General features: G+C 60.5%; 18 protein-coding genes. 6 read left to right on the forward strand and 12 right to left on the reverse strand.

The genetic code is table 11. The annotated features are described in order from the left end of the window. Positions 1-253: 253 nt before the first annotated feature. The 10 genes from HK44_RS26245 to HK44_RS26290 form a co-directional block, all read right to left on the reverse strand. A complete protein-coding gene (locus HK44_RS26245; RefSeq protein WP_019693780.1) occupies positions 254-1,636 on the reverse strand; it encodes a PepSY-associated TM helix domain-containing protein in 1,383 nt (460 codons plus the stop codon). Positions 1,637-1,758: 122 nt separating this feature from the next. Next, on the reverse strand, positions 1,759-3,888 hold the full coding sequence (locus HK44_RS26250; protein ID WP_019693779.1) for a TonB-dependent copper receptor: 2,130 nt from the start codon (positions 3,886-3,888) through the stop codon (positions 1,759-1,761). Between the two features lie 87 nt (positions 3,889-3,975). Next, the gene (locus HK44_RS26255; protein WP_019693778.1) at positions 3,976-4,395 is read right to left on the reverse strand and encodes a DUF2946 domain-containing protein; all 420 of its coding nucleotides are present in this window, start codon (positions 4,393-4,395) and stop codon (positions 3,976-3,978) included. 54 nt (positions 4,396-4,449) lie between these two features. Beyond that, on the reverse strand, positions 4,450-4,929 hold the full coding sequence (locus HK44_RS26260; protein ID WP_019693777.1) for a copper chaperone PCu(A)C: 480 nt from the start codon (positions 4,927-4,929) through the stop codon (positions 4,450-4,452). 47 nt (positions 4,930-4,976) lie between these two features. After that, on the reverse strand, positions 4,977-5,378 hold the full coding sequence (locus tag HK44_RS26265; RefSeq protein ID WP_019693776.1) for a DUF2946 domain-containing protein: 402 nt from the start codon (positions 5,376-5,378) through the stop codon (positions 4,977-4,979). 112 nt (positions 5,379-5,490) lie between these two features. Continuing rightward, complete coding sequence (locus HK44_RS26270; protein ID WP_019693775.1) at positions 5,491-5,814, reverse strand: DNA-binding protein; 324 nt, start codon at positions 5,812-5,814, stop codon at positions 5,491-5,493. A gap of 4 nt (positions 5,815-5,818) precedes the next feature. Then, complete coding sequence (locus tag HK44_RS26275; RefSeq protein ID WP_019693774.1) at positions 5,819-6,154, reverse strand: type II toxin-antitoxin system RelE/ParE family toxin; 336 nt, start codon at positions 6,152-6,154, stop codon at positions 5,819-5,821. Positions 6,155-6,210: 56 nt separating this feature from the next. After that, positions 6,211-6,936, reverse strand: coding sequence for a cobalt-precorrin-6A reductase (locus tag HK44_RS26280; RefSeq protein ID WP_019693773.1), 726 nt, complete (start codon positions 6,934-6,936; stop codon positions 6,211-6,213). Then, the gene (locus tag HK44_RS26285; RefSeq protein ID WP_019693772.1) at positions 6,933-8,030 is read right to left on the reverse strand and encodes a cobalt-precorrin-5B (C(1))-methyltransferase; all 1,098 of its coding nucleotides are present in this window, start codon (positions 8,028-8,030) and stop codon (positions 6,933-6,935) included. The genes HK44_RS26280 and HK44_RS26285 overlap by 4 nt, the downstream gene beginning before the upstream one ends. Next, entirely contained in the window at positions 8,023-9,234 is a 1,212-nt protein-coding gene (locus HK44_RS26290) for a bifunctional cobalt-precorrin-7 (C(5))-methyltransferase/cobalt-precorrin-6B (C(15))-methyltransferase (protein WP_019693771.1), read from the reverse strand. The genes HK44_RS26285 and HK44_RS26290 overlap by 8 nt, the downstream gene beginning before the upstream one ends. A gap of 116 nt (positions 9,235-9,350) precedes the next feature. Here HK44_RS26290 and cobG point away from each other — a divergent pair, with 116 nt between their 5' ends. The 6 genes from cobG (at position 9,351) to HK44_RS26320 (ending at position 15,483) form a co-directional block, all read left to right on the forward strand. Beyond that, a complete protein-coding gene (gene cobG / locus HK44_RS26295) occupies positions 9,351-10,673 on the forward strand; it encodes a precorrin-3B synthase (protein WP_019693770.1) in 1,323 nt (440 codons plus the stop codon). Beyond that, the gene (locus HK44_RS26300) at positions 10,666-11,292 is read left to right on the forward strand and encodes a precorrin-8X methylmutase (RefSeq protein ID WP_019693769.1); all 627 of its coding nucleotides are present in this window, start codon (positions 10,666-10,668) and stop codon (positions 11,290-11,292) included. The genes cobG and HK44_RS26300 overlap by 8 nt, the downstream gene beginning before the upstream one ends. After that, positions 11,292-12,023, forward strand: coding sequence for a precorrin-2 C(20)-methyltransferase (locus HK44_RS26305; RefSeq protein ID WP_024265183.1), 732 nt, complete (start codon positions 11,292-11,294; stop codon positions 12,021-12,023). Before HK44_RS26300 ends, HK44_RS26305 begins: the two co-directional genes overlap by 1 nt. Next, positions 12,023-13,726 carry a precorrin-3B C(17)-methyltransferase gene (cobJ, locus tag HK44_RS26310; RefSeq protein WP_019693767.1) on the forward strand — a complete coding sequence of 568 codons (1,704 nt, stop codon included), beginning with the start codon at positions 12,023-12,025 and terminating at the stop codon, positions 13,724-13,726. The genes HK44_RS26305 and cobJ overlap by 1 nt, the downstream gene beginning before the upstream one ends. Before the next feature lie 234 nt (positions 13,727-13,960). Then, on the forward strand, positions 13,961-14,767 hold the full coding sequence (locus HK44_RS26315) for a hypothetical protein (RefSeq protein WP_019693766.1): 807 nt from the start codon (positions 13,961-13,963) through the stop codon (positions 14,765-14,767). 65 nt (positions 14,768-14,832) lie between these two features. Beyond that, complete coding sequence (locus HK44_RS26320; protein ID WP_031319716.1) at positions 14,833-15,483, forward strand: hypothetical protein; 651 nt, start codon at positions 14,833-14,835, stop codon at positions 15,481-15,483. Between the two features lie 89 nt (positions 15,484-15,572). Here HK44_RS26320 and HK44_RS26325 read toward each other — a convergent pair whose 3' ends face one another. Both HK44_RS26325 and HK44_RS26330 read right to left on the reverse strand, forming a co-directional pair. Then, positions 15,573-16,169: a MarC family protein gene (locus HK44_RS26325; protein ID WP_019693764.1), complete on the reverse strand. Its 597-nt coding sequence runs from the start codon at positions 16,167-16,169 to the stop codon at positions 15,573-15,575. A gap of 65 nt (positions 16,170-16,234) precedes the next feature. Continuing rightward, positions 16,235-19,015, reverse strand: a complete 2,781-nt coding sequence (locus HK44_RS26330; RefSeq protein WP_019693763.1) for a hybrid sensor histidine kinase/response regulator — start codon at positions 19,013-19,015, stop codon at positions 16,235-16,237. Between the last annotated feature and the right edge of the window lie 15 nt (positions 19,016-19,030).

The raw sequence follows: 19,030 nt of genomic DNA on the forward strand, positions 1-19,030 counted from the left end.
TTATGAGTTTTCTTGGTTGGCAGATGCGGACTACTGAAGGGTCTTTAGCAAGGGCTGTGCCCGGTCGGAGAAAGGCAAGGAAATGTCGTGTTAGAGCGGTTGCGCCGGTAAGCGGCGCACCATGAAGGGACGTGTCTGGCGCGCTGGTGCGTTGTGATGCGCCACCTTGGAGCAGCAGGTGTCCGCTCACTGACGACCCGACGTGGGCCGGCATTGTAGAGTCTTCGGCGCCTCTTCATGTCTCCCGCTGTATTCAGGATGAAGATGAGGCTGATTCAGGCTGACGGTTCAAGCGCGACAACAGCACGCGGTCCAGCAGCCACACCGCGATCAGCGAAGCACCCACCAACGGGAATATCACCGCCAATGCGAGGATGATCACCACCCCGGTTTTCCAGGTCGGCAGGTCATGGCGTAACGGCGGAACACCGAGCTTGCCCTGTGGACGGCGCTTCCACCAGATCACCACACCGCTGACGGCGCTGAGCAGGATCATCAGGCAGATCAGCAACACGGCAATCTGGTTGAACGGCCCGAACAGCTTGCCTTCGTGCAGCATCACGCCCATTTCCGTGGCGCGGGCGACGTTGCCGTAATGCTGCCAGCGCACATCGGCCAGCACTTCACCGCGGTACTGGTCGACATGCAGGGTGGCGTCGTTGCGCGGGTCGTCGGCGAACACCGCGATGGTAAACACGCCGCTGGCGGTGGTCGGGAAGGTGATGCTGTAACCCGGCTCGACCTTGCGTTGAACGGCGATGTCCTGCACGTCTTGCAGGCTGATGGTCGGCGCCGCCGGGGCAGTGCTGCCACCGTTGTGGCTCATGTGTTCGGCATGGTCGCCAGACATTGGCATCGGCGTGTTTTCCATGGCCCAGGGCACGGTTTGACGGGTAGCGGTGTTCAGGCTGCGGGCCTCTTGGTCGGATTTGGGCACGTTATCCCACATGGCCGCCGGGAAGCGGTTCCAGACCTCGGCGTATTGCTTGCCCCAGAAACCGGTCCAGGTCATGCCGCTGAGCAGCATCGCCAGCAGAAACGCCGCGCCCCAGAATCCGCTCACGGCGTGCAGGTCACGCCAGAGCACTCGTCCGCGACTGCTGAACCGTGGCCACACGATTCCCGCACCGGTTTTACCGCGTGGCCACCACAGGAACATCCCGGACACCACCAGCACCACGCCCCAGCCAGCCGCGAGTTCGACCAGCCGATCACCGACAGTGCCGATCATCAACTCGCCGTGAATGGCCCGGGCGATGGCTTGCAGGTTTTTCTTCGCGTCCTGCTCGCCGAGGACGTCGGCGTGATACGGATCGATAAAGACATTGAGCTCGCTGCCGGCATTTTTAACGACAAACTGCGCACTGCGCTCGGCATTGACCGGTGGCAGGTACTGCTTGATCTGGCCCTGTGGATAAGCCTCTTTGACACGGCGCAGCAACTCGTCGGCACTGACGGGGTGATGGCCGGCCGGCACAGTGAGCAGGCTGCCGTACATCAGTGGGTCCAGTTGCGGTTTGAACAGGTAAACGATGCCAGTCAAGGCCAGCATCACCATGAATGGCGCAACGAACAGCCCGGCATAGAAATGCCAGCGCCAGGCCAGGTTGTAGAAATTCGGTTTGGGTTGGTTCATCAGGTGCTCCGCTTGGCGTGGATCTTTGTTGTTTGTTTGCGGTCGCTGCGCAACCGATCGCGAGCGGGCTCGCTCCCACAGATTCTGCAGCGATCCTGTGTGCGAGCCTGCTCGCGATGCCTTTAGAAGCTCATATCGACCTTGGTCCAGAACGTGCGCCCTGGTTCGTTGATCGCTTGCGGGTCATTGGCCGGGTAGCCGAACCCGGCGTTGCCGGCCAGGTTCAAGTGCTCGGCGTACGCCTTGCCAAACAGGTTGTCGACGCCGGTACTGACCTTCCAGTGCTTGTCGATCCGGTAGGCGCCGTTGAGCGAGAACACGCCGAAACCCGGGCTCGTGCCGAAATCCTTGCCGACCACGTTGCCTTTGTTCTGCTCGATGCGGTTCTGCGCCGCGACCACTCGCCACAAGGCGCCCGCGCTCCAGTTGTCTTCGCTGTAGGTCAGGCCGAAACGTGCATCCAGCGGTGGCATTTGCGCCAGTGCCGTGTCGTGGGTGGTGTCTTTGCCCCAGGCGTAGGCCAGGGTCGCATCGGCTTTCCAATGGGAGGTGAGGTTGTAGGCTGCGCCGAGTTCGCCGCCCATGATTCGCGCGTTGATGTTTTCGGCCCGTGAGGTCATGCCCATCATGCCGGGGGTGTAATCGAACAGGATATAGTCGTGCACTTCGCCGACATAACCCGAGACCCAGGCTTCGAAGTCGTGGGTTTTGTATTGCAGGCCGACATCGAGCTGAGTGGTTTTCTCAGGCTTGATCGAATCGAAGGCGTTGAGCGAACCGACCGGGCCGGATTTTGGCGAGAATAGCTCCCAGTAATCCGGAAAGCGTTCAGCGTGGCCCAGACCGGCGTAGAGCGTGGTCGGGCTGTCCGCCAGGTCATGTTCATAGCGCACGAAACCGCTCGGCAAGGTATCGGCACGGCTCTTGTCGGCGGTCGGGTTGGGTCGGCTCATCATCCCGGAGCCAATGGTCTGGCGAAAATCCCTGGCCGAAGCACGGTCCAGTCGCGCACCGCTGATCAGACGATCACGGTCGGCGGCGTACCAGGTCAGCTCACTGAAAACGCCGTAGTTATGGAAGTCCGCATCCTTGTTACGCGGCACGTCCTTATAGGTGTCGATGCCCATGGCGGCGCGCTGACGGTGTTCGTTGGTTTGCGCATCGATACCGCTGATCAACTGCACATCGGCCCAGCGCCAGGTGGCCTTGATCCGTGCACCGAGGGTGCGGCGGTCGACGTTGGAGGCCATGGGCCCGGCCATCATCCCGGTGCCGGATGGCGTGCGCAGGGTGTAGTTGTCCATCACGTGGTCGGCGTAGTTGTAGTAGACCTGCGCTTCGAGCTTATCCAGCACCTCGCCAAGGTTCGACTTCTCGAAACGCAGGCCCAGGCTTTCGCGCTTGAACTGCGAACCGTCCATGCCACGGCCGGCGGAACGTGCCTCGCCGTCGCCCTTGCCGACGGTCAGTTCCAGCAGCGTGTCGGCATCCGGCGTCCAGCCCAGGGCGACATCGCCGTTCCATTTGTCGTAGCGCGACGGCACGGTGTCGTTGTTGCCGTCGCGGTAGTCATCGGCGTGAGCGGTGTTGCCGATCACCCGGATGTAACCCTGTGGGCCACCGGCAGCGGCGTCGACAAGTTTGTCGAAACGCCCGTTGGAGCCGGCCAGCAGGCTGGCGTTCACCCGGGTGCCCAGCTCGCCGAAGCTTTCCGGCTCGCGGTCGAACAGGATGGTGCCGGCAGAGGCGCCAGGTCCCCAGAGTACGGTTTGCGGGCCTTTGATCACGGTCAGCTTGTCGTAGGTTTCCGGTGAAATGTAGGAGGTTGGGGCGTCCATCCGGCCAGGGCAGGCACCGAGGATCATGCCGCCGTTGGTGAGAATGTTCAGCCTTGAGCCGAACATGCCGCGCAGCACCGGATCGCCGTTGGTGCCGCCGTTGCGGACCAGCGCGAAGCCGGGAATGGTCTTCAGGTAATCACCACCGTCGCTGGCCGGCACTGGTTGGCGCGGGTCTTTGGGGTTGGTGACGATAGTCAGCGGCGAACTGGGGGCGATGGCAGTGATTACCGTCGGGCTCAGCTCTTCAGTGTGCTGGCTGTGGTCTATCGGTTGCTCGGCCGCGCAGGCCAGCGGGGAAAACAGGGCACCGCACAGAACGGCAGTGGCCTGTTTGAAACGAGCGCGTGGCGCGTTCAGGGCGAAAAATGCCTGAGCAGCGCTCAAGCGTGTGTCAGCAGAAAACCTGGACATAAAGGTTCCGTCAATCAGTCGTCAACAACACGGCCAGCAGCCATCGGCTGTCGTTCTCTACAGTCGGCCGTATGAGTAGGGGGGTGTTTACGCGACGATGGGCGGGGCGCGGGTGCGGGCGCCGGGGAAGACGGTTTGCCGGGCATGGCCCAGGCGGGGGGAGGGGCTGATGAAGCTGTGGGCGGAAGGTGTGTCGAAGGCCGCGAACGACAGGTTGCCGGGCAGCGCCGGGCAGTTGAAGAGCAGGCTGCAATAGCCGCACTTTTCCCAGAGCGCATGGTGATCGGGTTTGGGTGCGCAGTGTTCGGTAGTCGCTTGCGCGTTTTGCTCGGGGTGGGCGTTCGCCGACATGTCCATGCTCATGTCCATCGACATGTTCATAGGCATCGGCATGCGTTGATCCATCGGCATCGACTGAGAAATCAGTGGGCCGATAAAGATCATCAACATGGCGAACAGGCTGATCCAGCTACCGCGTGCAACCTTCAACGAGGTGTTACGCGGCACTGATCGCCTGACGCTGAGCGAGCGCCGTGCGTTCACAGGTTTTTCAGGCTGTGATTACTGGGCGTGCTTGTGCTCTTCGGTGCCGGCGGGTGGTTGTTTCTGTACGGCGACCTCAACGGTCACGTCGCCGGACTTTTCGAAATGCAGGGTCAGCGGGAAGCGCTTGCCGTCGCGGAGCAGGCTGCGGTCTTTGAGTTCCAACAGCATCACGTGCCAGGCCATCGGTGCGAACGTGATGTCGCCGCCCGCCGGAATCTCGACGCTCGGCACTTGCTGCATTTTCATCAAATCACCTTGCATCACATGCTCGTGCAGCTCGGCAATGCCTGCGATCGGCGAAGCAACGCTGAGCAGGCGATCGGCGATTTTGCCGTTGTTGTGAATCACGAAATAGGCAGCAACCGTTGGCGCGTTGAGCGGTAGCTCTTGCGACCAAGGGTGTGCGATTTCCAGTTCTCCGGCTTTGTATTCGTGGGCATTGGCAAAGCACGCGGGCAGCAGCAGGGCGGCCAGAACGATGAGTTTCTTCAACATGGCAGTTCTCCAGAACGATTAGACACGCAGATCAATTGCGAGGGTAATCAGACCAGAGGAGAGGCTCGGGGATTGAGGCTGGGCCATTGCTGGCGTGGTGTGGGCAGGTCAAGGGTCGGCGCAGGTCGGCTTCGATTGGCCTCGAAACGCGCGAAATACAGCTGCGGAACATGGCCTGGCAACGCCATCAAAGGCGCCGAGCCAGAGCAGCACCAGCAATGCTGCATATTTGAATGATCGTCGTTTGAAGGGGCTTTTTGTTCAAGTTTGCCCAGAGAAGTCGCCACCATTTTCGTCCCGCTGGACGAGCAGAAACTGCCCCACAACAATTGCTCGGCCGGCGACTGACTGGCCGCCTTGGCCATCGCGCCGGACATCGGCATGGCGAGCATATTGAACAGCACTGCGAAGCAGGCGATCCAGGCAAATGCTAGCCGTTGTCGGGACATGGGGCATATCCGGTTGGGTGGATGATCAAGCCGGGTATTTAGCCTGATCGGGGACGATAAGTAAAAAACCGCCGTGCGGTGTGGTGTCGCAGCGGCTTTCGATTCATTCCTGTCAGTGAGCAGGTACGGCATGCACTTTTATATCTACGCCGAGCGTCGTTCGAATGACTGCAAATATTGCCGCCAGGTTATCCATGCTTGGGTTGCCCTTGGCAGACAACATTCGATGCAGGCTTTTGCTGGGTTTTGACGTTTCCTTTGCCAGCTCTTCGAAACCTACGGTGGCGTTGACCAGATCGCGAAGAATGATCCGAGCGATTTCCGGTTCTCCATTGAGGAACAGAGTAGCAGCCTCATCCAATAACGCCTGGGCGAACTCGGGGTCACGCTGGGCGCGCTCGGCAATCGTATGCTTGTAACTTCGGGTGAGAGCCATTGCGTTACCTCATGTTCCGTTCAGTTTTTTTCCGGGTCCGAAATTCGGCAACGAGTGTTTTAGCCTGTTTGATATCCTTTTTCTGGGTGGACTTATCGCCTCCTCCAAACAGGATGATGAGGCGCTTACCCTCCTGCACCAAATAGATTCTGTATCCCGGGCCCCAATTGATACGGTATTCGCCGAGACCGTCGAACCATTTGATGTTTGACGTATTGCCGATCTCCAGCCGCACCAGAGCGTTGGACACCTTGCGTGCCGCCTGTGCGTCCAAGGTGGAGAACCAGCGCCCGAACGGGCTCGTATCATTGTCCTGAAGGTATTCTTCGAGTGTGATCACAGGCGGCCTTGAAGGTAACAAATAGGTTACTGTTCATGCAAGCAAGTGATCCTGCCTCATCGAGTGAACGCTGCCAACGCCTCAAGTGTTTCGTCGAGCGTCAAGAACTCCCGCTCAACCCCCGGCAACTCCGGCCGCTTGAGGATCAACACCGGCACCCCGCGTTCGCGGGCCACTTCAAGCTTGGGTTCGGTGGCGCTGCTGCCGCTGTTTTTGCTGATCAGCACATCGATCTGCCGGCGTTCGAACAGCGCGCGTTCGTCTTCGATGAAAAACGGTCCGCGTGCACCGATCACTTCACAGCGCTCGTTGCCGGGATAAACCTCCAGCGCGCGCAAGGTCCAGAACTGCTCGGGCGGGATTTCATCCAGGTGCTGCAACGGTTCGCGGCCCAGGGTGAACAGTGGACGCTTGAACGGTTTCAGTGCTTCGATCAGTTCGGCCCAGTCGCTGACTTCGCGCCAGTCATCCCCGGCCTGCGCTTGCCACGCCGGGCGGCGCAGCGCCCAGCACGGGATGCCGCTTTGTTGCGCGGCGGTGGCGGCGTTCCGGCTGATTTGCGCGGCGTAGGGGTGGGTGGCGTCGAGCAACAGATCGATGCCCTGATCCTTGATGAACTGCGTCAGGCCTTCAGCGCCGCCATAGCCACCGACCCGCACCTGACAGTTCAGGTCGGTCGGCACCCGACCCACGCCTGCCAGGCTGTAGATATGTTGCGGGCCGAGGGTTCGGGCAATCGCCAAGGCTTCGGTGACGCCGCCAAGCAGCAACAGACGTTTCATTGAAAAGCTCCGGCATGACCGACGATGCCACCCTGGCGATCGATGGCAAACACTTCGACCTGAACCTGTCTGGGCACTACGCTGCGGGCGAAATCCAGCGCGTGCCGACACACCGCATCGCCGAGGGCGATACCGGCGGCGCTGGCCATCGCCAGGGCTTGCTGGCTGGTATTGGCCTCGCGGATGCCTTGCTGCAATGCTGCGTCTGCACCAATGTCCGCGGCCCATTCGGCCAGTTGCGGCAGGTCGATGCTGGAATGGCGACTGTGCAAATCCATATGTCCGGCGGCGAGTTTGCTGATCTTGCCGAAGCCGCCGCAAATGCTCAGTTTATCCACAGGCACTTTGCGCAGATGTTTGAGCACTGCACCGACGAAGTCGCCCATTTCGATCAGGGCGATTTCCGGCAGGTCGTAGACCCGGCGCATGGTGTCTTCGCTGGCGTTGCCGGTGCAGGCGGCGATGTGCAGGTAACCGTTGGTTTTGGCGACGTCGATGCCCTGATGGATCGAGGCAATGTACGCCGCGCAGGAAAATGGCCGAACGATGCCGCTGGTGCCGAGGATCGACAACCCGCCAAGAATGCCCAATCGCGGGTTCATGGTTTTCAGCGCCAGGGCCTCGCCGTTCTCGACATTGACCGTCACCTCAAAACCGCCGCCGTAGCTGAACTCTTGCGCGAGCAGTAGCAGGTGGTCGGTGATCATCTTGCGTGGCACCGGATTGATCGCCGGCTCACCGACACTCAGTACCAGCCCCGGACGCGTGACGGTGCCGACGCCTTTGCCGGCGCTGAAACGAATGCCGGGTTCGCTGATCAAGCGCACCTGACTGTAAAGCAATGCACCGTGGGTCACGTCCGGGTCGTCGCCGGCATCCTTGATCGTTCCGGCTTCGGCACCGTCGGCAGTCAGGCGACAAAACTCCAGGCGCATCTGCACCTTTTTGCCTTTGGGCAGCACAATCTCCACCGCATCGCTAGTCACCGCGCCGAGCAGCAGGCGTGCGGCGGCGAGGCTGGTGGCGGTGGCGCAGCTGCCGGTAGTCAGGCCGCTGCGCAGGGGGGCGGGGTGTTCGGCGGTTTCGTCACGCATCGAAGGGTTTAACCACGTCCAGCAAGGTGATCGGCAACGCCTGGCGCCAGGTGTCGAACTCTCCCAGCGGCTGCGCCTGAGCGATATGAATGCGCGTCAGCTCGCCGCCGTGTTGTTCGCGCCAGGCCATCAAGGTCATTTCGCTTTGCAGGGTAACCGCGTTGGCAACCAGCCGACCGCCGGGTTTGAGCTGCGCCCAGCAGGTGTCGAGCACGCCGTCGCGGGTGACGCCGCCGCCGATGAAGATCGCATCAGGCCGCTCAAGACCGGCCAACGCCTGCGGCGCGCTGCCACGAATCAGTTGCAAGCCGGGCACGCCGAGGGCATCGCGGTTGTGTTCGATCAGTTGCTGGCGGCCAGCATCGGCCTCAATGGCCAATGTGCGGCAACTCGGGTGTGCACGCATCCACTCGATGCCGATCGAGCCGCTGCCGGCGCCAACATCCCACAACAGTTCACCGGGCACTGGCGCCAGACGGGCGAGGGTGATGGCGCGGACATCGCGTTTGGTCAGTTGGCCGTCGTGCTTGAAGGCTGCATCCGGCAAGCCGGCCAGGCGCGACAAACGCGGCGCATCAGGGGCGGCGAGGCACTCGATGGCAATCAGGTTGAGGTCGGCGACGACCGGCTCGGTCCAGTTGCTGGCGATGCCGTCAACGCGTCGTTCGCTCTCGCCGCCCAGGTGTTCGAGCACGGTCATCCGGCTCGGCCCGAAACCGCGTTCACGCAGCAGCGTGGCAATTGTGGCGGGGCTGTGTCGGTCATTGCTCAATACCAGCAAACGAACGCCGCTGAACAACTGAGCGTTCAGCGCCGCGACCGGTCGGGCAACCACCGACAGCGTGACAACGTCTTGCAACGGCCAGCCCATTCGGGCCGCAGCGAGAGAGCAGGAGGACGGCGCGGGGAGAATCAGCATTTCATCGCTCGGCACTTGCCGCGCCAGACTGGCGCCGACACCAAACAGCATCGGATCGCCGCTGGCCAGAACACAGACGGGCTCACCGCGTTGCGTCAGCACTGGCTCAAGGGAAAACGGACTCGGCCAGAGCTGTCGTTCGCCACGGATGCACACGGGCAACAGATCCAGTTGTCGTTGGCCACCGAGAATCCGCGAGGCACTCAGCAGTGCGCGTCGAGCGTTCTTGCCCAGGCCCTTGAAGCCGTCTTCACTGATTCCCACTACTGTCAGCCAAGGGGCCATTTATATTCCTCAATCCTGATGTTCCGACGGGCAGGCTTTTCATGCCGTCAGACAAAGCAGGCATAATACCGCGCCTTCGCTCGCGAAGTGCTTCTACCTCTTAGCCGGTCGCCCCCTTGAACGAACGTCAGCTGCACACCGCCTTACGCCCCTCGGCCTGTCCGGGGTTGCTGCGTATCGTCCAGGCATCGGACGGTGGCATCTGCCGGATCAAGTTGAATGGCGGGTCGATCAGTGCAGGCCAGGCGGTGGCCGTGGCCGAGGCTGCCGAGCGTTATGCCGGTGGGGTGATCGAAGCGACCAACCGCGCCAACCTGCAAATTCGCGGGATCGGTAGCGAGCACCGGTCATTGATCGACAGCCTGCTGGCCGCCGGGTTGGGCCCCAAGACGGCGGCTGGCGATGATGTGCGTAACCTGATGCTCAGCCCATCTGCCGGTATTGATCGACAGATGTTGTTCGATACGCGCCCGCTGGCCGAGCAGATCCTCGCCACCCTGCAAAGTCACGAACGTTTTTACCAACTGTCGGCCAAGTTTGCCGTGCAGCTGGATGGTGGCGAGGCGTTGGCGATGCTCGAACATCCTCATGACCTCTGGTTGAGCGCGGTTGAACGCGATGGCGCGCAATGGCTGGCGTTCGGTCTGGCGGGTTGCCCCGCGGATACACCGGCAGGGGCAGTGTTGCGCGACGATGGTCACGCCTTGGTGGTGGCGGTGCTGGAGCTGTTTCTCGATCTGGCGCGGTCGGATCAGACTCGCATGCGGCATCTGCTGGCCGAGCGTTCGCTGGCGTCGGTAGTGCAGGCCTTGGCCGAGCGGGTGCCGCTGACCCCGATCAGTGACTGGCAGCGTCCCGAGTCGCGCCCGGGGTTGCACATCGGTACTTATCCACAGCGCCAGGAAGGCCGGGTCCATGTCGGCGCTGTCCCGCCTCTGGGACGGCTGGATGCTTCGATGCTCAAAGGCGCGGCGCGTCTGGCCGAGACGTTCGGTGATGGCAGCCTGCGGTTGACCCCTTGGCAAAGCCTGCTGCTGCCGAACATTCGCCGGCAGGATGCCCCAGCGCTCAGTGAGGGAATGCAGGCCCTGGGTTTTCTGCTGAGTGCCGATCAAGCCTTGACCCATCTGGTCGCCTGCACAGGATCCGCCGGGTGCGGCAAAGGTCTGGCAGATACAAAGGGTGATGCCCTGCAATTGTCCACACAGCTGCAAAGTCGCGGCGAGCGAGTTCACGTTCACCTGTCCGGCTGCCCACGTTCGTGCGCCGCCGCGCACATCGCGCCGGTCACCTTGCTGGCAGTCAGCCCCGGTCATTACGACCTCTATTTTCGCGATGCAGGGCAGCCGGGTTTCGGCGCCCTGCAAGCACGCAACCTCACTATTGAAGCGGCCGGCGCAGTGCTTGATGCCCGCCCACGGAGCCCACTTGATGCTTGATTACATCCGCGACGGTCAGGAGATCTATCGCAACTCCTTCGCGATCATTCGCGCCGAGGCCAACCTTGACCGGATTCCGGCCGATCTGGAAAAACTCGCGGTGCGGGTGATTCACGCCTGCGGCATGGTCGATGCGATCGACGGTCTGCAATTTTCCGAAGGCGCGGGCAAGGCCGGACGCGATGCGTTGGCCGCCGGTGCAGCGATCCTGTGTGATGCGCGGATGGTCTGCGAAGGCGTGACCCGTGCGCGCTTGCCGGCGAACAATCCGGTGATTTGCACCTTGCGTGACGAGAGTGTTCCGGACCTGGCCCGCGAGCTCGGCAACACCCGTTCGGCCGCTGCGCTGGAGCTGTGGCGTCCGCACCTGGAAGGCAGCGTGGTGGTGATCGGCAACGCCCCGACCGCACTGTTCTACTTGCTGGAAATGCTCGATGCCGGCGCGCCAAAACCGGCGCTGATTCTCGGCTTCCCGGTGGGCTTCGTCGGTGCCGCCGAGTCCAAGGCGATGCTCGCGGCGGACAGCCGTGGCGTGCCGTTTGTGATCATGCAGGGTCGGTTGGGCGGCAGCGCCATGGCCGCCGCAGCGGTCAATGCCCTCGCCACGGAGATTGAATGATGCAGCAACCTGGACGTTTGATCGGCCTTGGCGTGGGGCCTGGTGATCCGGAGCTGATTACGGTCAAAGCCTTGCGCCTGTTGCGCGAGTCGCCGGTGGTGGCGTACTTCGTCGCCAAGGGTAAAAAAGGCAATGCGTTCGGCATCATCGAAGCGCATTTGCAGGACGCCCAGACGCTGCTGCCGCTGGTCTACCCGGTGACCACCGAGACCTTGGCAGCGCCGCTTTCCTATGAGCAAGTGATCAGCGACTTCTACGATGCGGCCGGCGAACAGCTCGCCGTGCATCTGGATGCCGGGCGTGACGTGGCGGTGATTTGCGAAGGCGATCCGTTCTTCTACGGCTCTTACATGTATTTGCATGATCGTCTGGCCGAACGTTACGAGGCTGAAGTGGTGCCGGGCGTCTGCTCGATGCTCGGCGGCGCCTCGGTGCTCGGTGCGCCGCTGGTGTATCGCAATCAGAGCCTGTCGGTGTTGTCCGGGGTGCTGCCGCACGAAGAACTCAAGCGTCGTTTGGCCGATGCCGACGCGGCGGTGGTGATGAAGTTGGGACGTAACTTTCCCAAGGTGCGTCAGGTGCTGGAAGAACTCGGTCTGGCAGAGCGTGCGCTGTATGTTGAGCGCGCCACCATGGCCAATCAGAAGATCGTGCCGCTGGATCAGGTCGAACCGATGTCCTCGCCGTATTTTTCGTTGATCATCGTTCCCGGCGAAAGGTGGCAAGGCTGATGACTCGTCCAGTTCCGGCGATTGTCATTCTTGGCAATGGCAGCCTCGCGACCGCGCGCAAGATCCAACAGCTGTACCCCGGCGCCTTGATCCACGGCCTGGCCGAACGGGTCGACGGCGCGGACCGCGTTTATCACGAGTTTGGCGCGACTCTGCGTCAGCTCTATCAACACGACACGCCGATCATTGCCTTGTGCGCCGCCGGCATCGTCATTCGCACGCTGGCGCCATTGCTCCTGGAAAAAGGCGCTGAGCCGCCGGTGCTGGCCGTCGCCGAGGATGGCAGCGCGGTCGTGCCGTTGCTGGGCGGGCTGGGCGGGGTGAACGTGCTGGCCCGCGAGATAGCTGACGGTTTGGGCGTGGCTGCGGCCATCACCACCAGCGGTGAGTTGCGTTTTGGCACGTGTTTGCTCAATCCGCCGAGTGGCTATGCGTTGGGTGATCTGGAGCTGGGCAAGCGCTTTGTTTCGGATTTGCTGGCCGGTGAGAGCGTACGTATCGAAGGCGCCGCCCCGTGGCTGGATCAAGCGCAGTTGCCGCAGGATCCGCAAGCGCATCTGGCGATTCATATTGGTAGCGCCGAACGCGCGCCTGCGGCCAATGAATTGCGGATCTACCCGCAAAACGTTCTGGTCGCGGTGAGCGCTGACAGTGCAGATTTATCGAATGCGATACGCGATGCCTTGCATCAGGCGAAAATGGCTGTGCAATCGGTCGCCTGCGTGTTGGCCAGCGATCAGCAGATGGCGAGCCCGGCGTTGCGTGAAGTGGCGCTGGAGCTGGGTGTGCCACTGCGCTTTACGGCGGCTGCCGGGAGTCTCGGTGAACTGGCGCGCAATGCGCTCGCAGAGCCGGTCAGCGTCTGTGACGTTAACGGAATCACCATTGCAATGGCTGAGCAACCGCTTGACCCGTTGCAGATTGGTCGTCCTCGTGGCCGCTTGGCCGTGATCGGTCTGGGCCCTGGCGCTGCGGAACTGATGGTGCCGGCAGTCAAGGCGCAACTGACGCGTGCCAACGACGTGCTCGGCTATGAAACCTACGTGCGCATGGCCGGGCCGTTCCGCGCCGATCAAGTGTTGCACTGCACCGACAACCGCGAGGAGATGCAGCGCGCGCGTCACGCATTCGAACTGGCCGCGCAAGGGCGTTCAGTGGTGGTCGTCTCATCCGGCGACCCAGGCGTATTTGCCATGGCAGCGGCGGTGCTCGAAGCGCTGCACGAATCTACCGATACGAGCTGGCACAGCGTCGATCTGGAAATCCTGCCGGGTGTCTCGGCTTCATTGGCGACCGCCGCTCAAGCGGGCGCACCCTTGGGGCATGACTTCTGCGTGATGTCGCTGTCGGACAACCTGAAACCCTGGACGATCATCGAGAAGCGTCTGGACCTCGCGGCAGAGGCTGACCTGGCCCTGGCCTTCTACAACCCGATCTCGCGTTCGCGGCCATGGCAATTGGGCCGTGCGCTGGAAATCGTCGCCCAGCATCGCACGCCCGAAACGCCCGTGGTGCTGGGGCGGGATATCGGTCGTCCGGGCCAGACGCTGCGGGTCACGACCCTCGGTGCATTAACGCCTGATCAGGTGGATATGCGGACCATGGTGCTGATCGGTTCATCCACCACCTGCGTGTTCCCGCGCGCTGAAGGTGGTGAGTGGGTTTATACGCCACGCTGGTATTCAACCAAGCCGGTCTCCTGAATAACTGCGACCTCACGCCGAGGTCGCTTGCGTTTTAACAGTGGTTTTCACAACTAACGCCGCTAATAAATAGCGCACTTTCATGTGCTCTGGCTATGGCTTGCTGTTGGAGCTGTATGGGGTTGGTAACTATTGGAATAAGTTGCTTCTGTGAATGCGTTTGACGATTGAAGTCGAGTGCCTTAGTTTTGTTTTTGTCGCATGGAGCGGCGAATATTTACTAAGGATATTTATATGGAAAGCGAAATAATTAATGTTGCGAATGCCCCTTTCTCTGAGGCGGTGCAGGATAAATACTTTGAGCAAATCGAGGCTCAGTTAGCTGAAGTTTCCGCGCGTCCCCGACTCAGGATGTTTGCCAAGAGCGGCAGTTTTTCGCTGAATGGTGCTGCGCAGGGAATTGATGCGTCGGTCGTCGGTCCATCCCTTGTGGTATTTGAGGAGCGGCTTAGCGAAGATGATAAGCAGGATGCATTGGATAGCCAGGCTTTTGCCGAAGCCGTCGTCAGAAAACTGCCTGTCGAAACCTCGCAAGAACAGCGATACATGGCTTATAACGAAGCCTTGTCGGCGATTGGCTGGGTCACAGAAAGCTACACGTATAAGAAGTATGACTCCCAAAAGCTGACGCTGACCATGAACGAAGCATTGCTGCAAGTGCTTGAGACCGTCATCAGTGCGGGCTCTGGAAATGTATTGAGCCTGGTAGCGTCGGGCTTTGACAAGCTCAAGGGCGATAAGGCAGCGCTGAAAATCGTGGACGCCGGAAGCAAGGAAAGTTCGGTTGTCAGCTTCAAAGCAGTTCCTTGTATCGTTGCCCCTGGTGGTGGTATGGCAATGGTCATGGGCGGCCTGGATGTGTTCAGTAAAGACTACGATGGCGAATTTCTGTTTTTTACTTTCAAGACAGAGGGGCTTCACCTTTTTCAAGCGGCAGGCATTAGAAAGTTTAATAAACGTGCGTTTGATCGAAAGCGTCAGCAGGTTTATAGCTACATTAACCAGTTCGGTGATGATCTGTTTAAAAAGATTGCAGGCTAGTAAAGTCGAAAGAGGCTTTCAATAGAGGGTTGGTTTATTTAGCGTAGATGAACAGGGTGTTCAATATGTCAGTGCTTGCTGATGCTGTAGTGGTGGGTAGCTGCTTATTATCCTTTGTGTCCGAAGTTTGCCCGCAGGACCAACAGGATATACAGGACTGTTTGCTGTATGCGGAACTGGCAGCGAATGATAAATACCCAGGGCAAGTATCAAAAAAAGTCTGGTTCGATTATTACCAGGGGCGGTTGTTGAAGGCTGGTTTCACACTCAAAGCTATCATCCCCTCCGAGCCGTTGAGGGTGTCGAATGTCAATCAACTGCTGAGCGTCAGCCATACCATCATCGGTCGCTTGGGGGTGGAACGTTTAGGTCAGCTTGTTGAGGAAACTTACGCGGCGTTGAGGCTGGACGAGTTTGCCTGGAACTTCTTTCGCGGCAACGTCGCGAACAGTGGCTCGGGTATTCTCAAATGTGCACCTTGCGAACGTCTTGATTCCGGCGACGTGGTCGTCTGCCTGTACGGACTGCGCTATAGCACCACCGTGATTGAGGATGGCTTCTTTTTCTGGAGTGAATTCGGCAAAGAGGTGGTCATCATCCCGGATGGCGGCGTTTTTGCTTTCAATCGGGAGGTGTTTGAAAACTACCGTGGACGGGTTCACGAGAAAATCGGCGCTTACTCAGACAAGATCCTGGTGAGGAAACTGAAGCTCTGAGTCGTTTGGTTTGATCAACATTGGCAAGGCCTTGTGCTTTAACGACAAGGCCTTGTTTTTCGATGGGCAATCTCGTGATGAACGACGAACTAAGGCACCAGATACCCTTTGACCCCGGTAAAGATAATCTGCGCCGCCAACGCACACACAAACAACCCCATCAACCGGCTGACAATCTGCAAACCCTGGTCACCGAGAATCCGCTCGATGCGGTTGGACAGGTACAGCACCACGCCGACAGTCAGGCTGGCCATGGCAATACTGAGGATGGCGGTGAGTTTGTCGTCCCAGTGCGGCTGGCTGACGCCCATCACCAGCAAGGCCCCGATGGTGCCGGGGCCGACAGTGAGGGGAATGGTCAGCGGGACGATGGTCACGTCCTGCTGCACGTTGTCGGTCTGGACCGCAGACTTGCCCTGAGCCATGCCCAAAGCGGATATGAACAGCACGCTGCCGGCGCCAATGCGGAAGGCGTCTACGGTAATGCCGAACACGCTGAAAATCACTCGCCCGAACAAATACAAGAGGACGCTGGAGACCAGGGTCGCGAGGGCGACATTCCAGGCTAGTCGACGTTGTTCCTTGCGCGAATAACCGCGGGTCAGGCTGATGAAGCAGGACAACACGAAGAAGGGGCTATAGAGCACCAGCATCTTCAGGTAAACGCTGAATAACACGGGGAGCATGGGGCAAGCTCACTGGCGAGGGAAGTCGAGGAGGAGTCTATCAGGCGCTGTGGGGGTCTGTCGGCTCAGGACGTCTGAGCCGTTGACTGATTATTCTGCTGATCACGTTGTGCGACCCAATGCTCGATCAGTTCACGCAGTTGTGAAAGCTCGACGGGCTTGGCCATGTGGCCATCCATGCCGGACTGGCGTGCGCGTTCTTTGTGTTCGGCCAGGATGTGTGCGGTCAGCGCTACTACCGGTGTGCGAGTTCGCTGGTTGCCGACCTCCCAGGCACGCAATTGCTGGGTGGCGGAGAAACCATCGAGGATTGGCATTTCGCAGTCCATCAACACCAGGTCGTAGCGCTGGGCCTTCATCGCTTTCAAGGCTTCCTCACCATTGCAGGCGGTGTCCGGCTGAAGGTTGAGCTTGCCGAGCATGCCGCGAATCACTTTGGTTGAAATGCTGTTGTCTTCGGCCACCAGAATGCGGAAATCGCTCGGCACCATGATCGCGGCAGGCACGCCGCTTGGCAGTTGCTGCGAGACGGCCAGGCCTTTGCTGCGTTGGCTCAGTTCGTCCGCCAGCGTGGTCTTGAGGGTGTAGCCGGCCACGGGTTTGGCGAGGATGCGCTTGATCCCGGCATTGCGCGCGATGACCTTGCTCGGCGCGTTGCTGATGCCAGTGAGCATGATCAGCAGAATGTCGTGATTCAGGCTCGGGTCTTCCTTGATCTTCGCCGCCAGCTGCATGCCGGTCATGCCGGGCATGTTCTGGTCGAGCAGGACCACGTCGAAGTAGTCACGCAGGTGCGCCTTGGTGCGCAGCAGGGCGAGGGCTTCCTTCCCGGAAGGTACGGCGCTGACGTTCAGCCCCCAGGCGCTGCATTGCTGCACCAGGACTTTGCGGCAGGTGTCATTGTCGTCCACCACCAGCACCCGGGCGCCTTGCAGCGGGCCATCGAGATCGGAGGTCGGGTGTTCGAGGCGCTCGGGGTCCAGCGGCAAGGTCAGCCACAGTGTGCTGCCCTGATTGCTGCCGCTCTTGATGCCGAATTCACCCTGCATCAGCAGAATCAATTGGCGAGCGATCACCAGCCCCAGGTTACCACCCAGACGTGTGGCGGAAAGGAAGTTCTTGCTGTGCAGTTCGGCATGCAGCAGGGCTTCCCGTTCTTCGGCATCCATCGGTTGCCCGCTGTCTTGCACGGCAATGCGCAAGCGCGGTTTGTGACTGCGTTCGTCGAGGGCAACGACGATCAGGATTTCGCCTTCGTCGGTTTTCTTCAGAGCGTTTTCCAGCAGGCTCAGCAGCGTTTGGCGCAGACGCGTCGGGTCACCGCTGATCACGCGAGGGACCTGTGGCTGGATGAAACTGATCAGCTCGACGTTCTGTTGTTCGGCCTTGGCGCGGAAGATGCTCAGGCAATCTTCGATCAGTGCGTTGAGGTCGAACTGCACGTCGTCGAGTTCGATTTGTCCGGACTCGAGCTTGGAGATGTCTAGGATTTCATTGATCAACGTCAGCAGTTCATTGCCGGCGCTGTGGATGGTTTGCACGTAGTCGCGTTGTTTAACCGACAGCGGGGTGCCCAGCAGTAGCTCGGTCATGCCCAGTACGCCATTCATCGGGGTGCGGATTTCGTGGCTGATTTTTGCCAGGAACTCGGCTTTGGCATTGATCTCGGCATTACTTGCAGCCAGTTCGCGGCTGACGCTGAAGCGGTCTTCGGTGATGCTGCGCTGGCGTTCGCTCAGGGCGATGCTCATCAGCACGCCGCTGATGCAGATGAAGGCCATCAAGGTCATGATCAGGCCTTGCGGTGCAACCAGGGTCAGCCCCAGCAGCGCCGGCAGGATGATCAGCGTGCCGACGTTGAACACCACCATCGCGGCGACGAACAGGCGTGCCGGCCGGTAACCCTTTTGCCAGTGATAGGCGCTGACAAAGAGCATGCTCAGGCCCGCCAGGGCCACCAGGGCATAGGTGATGATGTTCAGCGGCAGGGTGTCGACGAACAGCAACAGCAGACTGCACAGGACAATGAACAGGATGTCCCCCAGCAGCAATCTGTTCAATGGATGCGGGCCCAGCGGGGCAAAGAAGCGGTAGGCGAACATCAGGCCGCAAGGGGCCGTCAGCAGTAGCGCCAGGTAGGCGCCGGGTGTTTGCACGGCATGCCAGTCGGGAAGCCATGGACCCGCCAGGTTCAGCAGCAGCACCAGGCTCAGCAACAGCAACCCCTCGCACGCGGCCAGCCAGAGACTGCTTCGCGAGCGGCTATAGCCGTAGCGCGTGAGGTTATACAGGATCAGCATCGCGATGCAGCCAAAAAACAGGCCGTAGATCAACGTCTGGTTCTGGTGCGCCGCCACCATCACCGCCGATTGCAGGGTGATATAGGGCCGCAACTCGTGTTCGGAAACCAGACGCAGATAAACGTCGAGGGGCTTGTCGCTTTGAGGCAGCGGCAACATGAAGTCGCTGCTGGGGAGCGGTCGCTCGCTCTGCGGTTGCTCGTTGCCGCTGGTCAATTGCTCGATCAGCGTATCGCCATCCAGAACGTAGAGGTTCAGGTGCAACAAATCGGGGGCGAAGATGCGCAGCAGTTGTTCGTGTTTGCCAGGGCTGAGCTTGAAACGCAGCCACAACGCGCCACTGGGTTCGGCGGCGGTGATCTGGTCGAGTTCGATCGGGCTGAATTGGTTGGTGTGGCGAGCCGAGCGGATATCGCTCAGTTGCAGGTCTGCCTGTTCGTCGAGCAATACCGCCCAGCCACTGCCTTGCGCGGCCTGGGCCGGGAGCATGCAGAGCAGGGTCAGCAGAATGACGGTGAAGCCTATGGCAATCCTGAGCCAGCGCACGGCGAAATCCCTTCG

The organism is Pseudomonas fluorescens HK44 (assembly GCF_000217955.3).
Classification (GTDB): Bacteria; Pseudomonadota; Gammaproteobacteria; order Pseudomonadales; family Pseudomonadaceae; genus Aquipseudomonas; species Aquipseudomonas fluorescens_AQ.

Coding starts and splice junctions, on each gene's coding strand:
- HK44_RS26320 (WP_031319716.1), top strand. CDS start 14,833: ATGTCAGTGCTTGCTGATGCTGTAGTGGTGGGTAGCTGCTTATTATCC.
- HK44_RS26300 (WP_019693769.1), top strand. CDS start 10,666: ATGCTTGATTACATCCGCGACGGTCAGGAGATCTATCGCAACTCCTTC.
- HK44_RS26265 (WP_019693776.1), bottom strand. CDS start 5,378: ATGTCCCGACAACGGCTAGCATTTGCCTGGATCGCCTGCTTCGCAGTG.
- HK44_RS26305 (WP_024265183.1), top strand. CDS start 11,292: ATGCAGCAACCTGGACGTTTGATCGGCCTTGGCGTGGGGCCTGGTGAT.
- HK44_RS26315 (WP_019693766.1), top strand. CDS start 13,961: ATGGAAAGCGAAATAATTAATGTTGCGAATGCCCCTTTCTCTGAGGCG.
- HK44_RS26285 (WP_019693772.1), bottom strand. CDS start 8,030: ATGCGTGACGAAACCGCCGAACACCCCGCCCCCCTGCGCAGCGGCCTG.
- HK44_RS26290 (WP_019693771.1), bottom strand. CDS start 9,234: ATGGCCCCTTGGCTGACAGTAGTGGGAATCAGTGAAGACGGCTTCAAG.
- cobJ (WP_019693767.1), top strand. CDS start 12,023: ATGACTCGTCCAGTTCCGGCGATTGTCATTCTTGGCAATGGCAGCCTC.
- HK44_RS26325 (WP_019693764.1), bottom strand. CDS start 16,169: ATGCTCCCCGTGTTATTCAGCGTTTACCTGAAGATGCTGGTGCTCTAT.
- HK44_RS26280 (WP_019693773.1), bottom strand. CDS start 6,936: ATGAAACGTCTGTTGCTGCTTGGCGGCGTCACCGAAGCCTTGGCGATT.
- HK44_RS26270 (WP_019693775.1), bottom strand. CDS start 5,814: ATGGCTCTCACCCGAAGTTACAAGCATACGATTGCCGAGCGCGCCCAG.
- HK44_RS26260 (WP_019693777.1), bottom strand. CDS start 4,929: ATGTTGAAGAAACTCATCGTTCTGGCCGCCCTGCTGCTGCCCGCGTGC.
- HK44_RS26250 (WP_019693779.1), bottom strand. CDS start 3,888: ATGTCCAGGTTTTCTGCTGACACACGCTTGAGCGCTGCTCAGGCATTT.
- HK44_RS26245 (WP_019693780.1), bottom strand. CDS start 1,636: ATGAACCAACCCAAACCGAATTTCTACAACCTGGCCTGGCGCTGGCAT.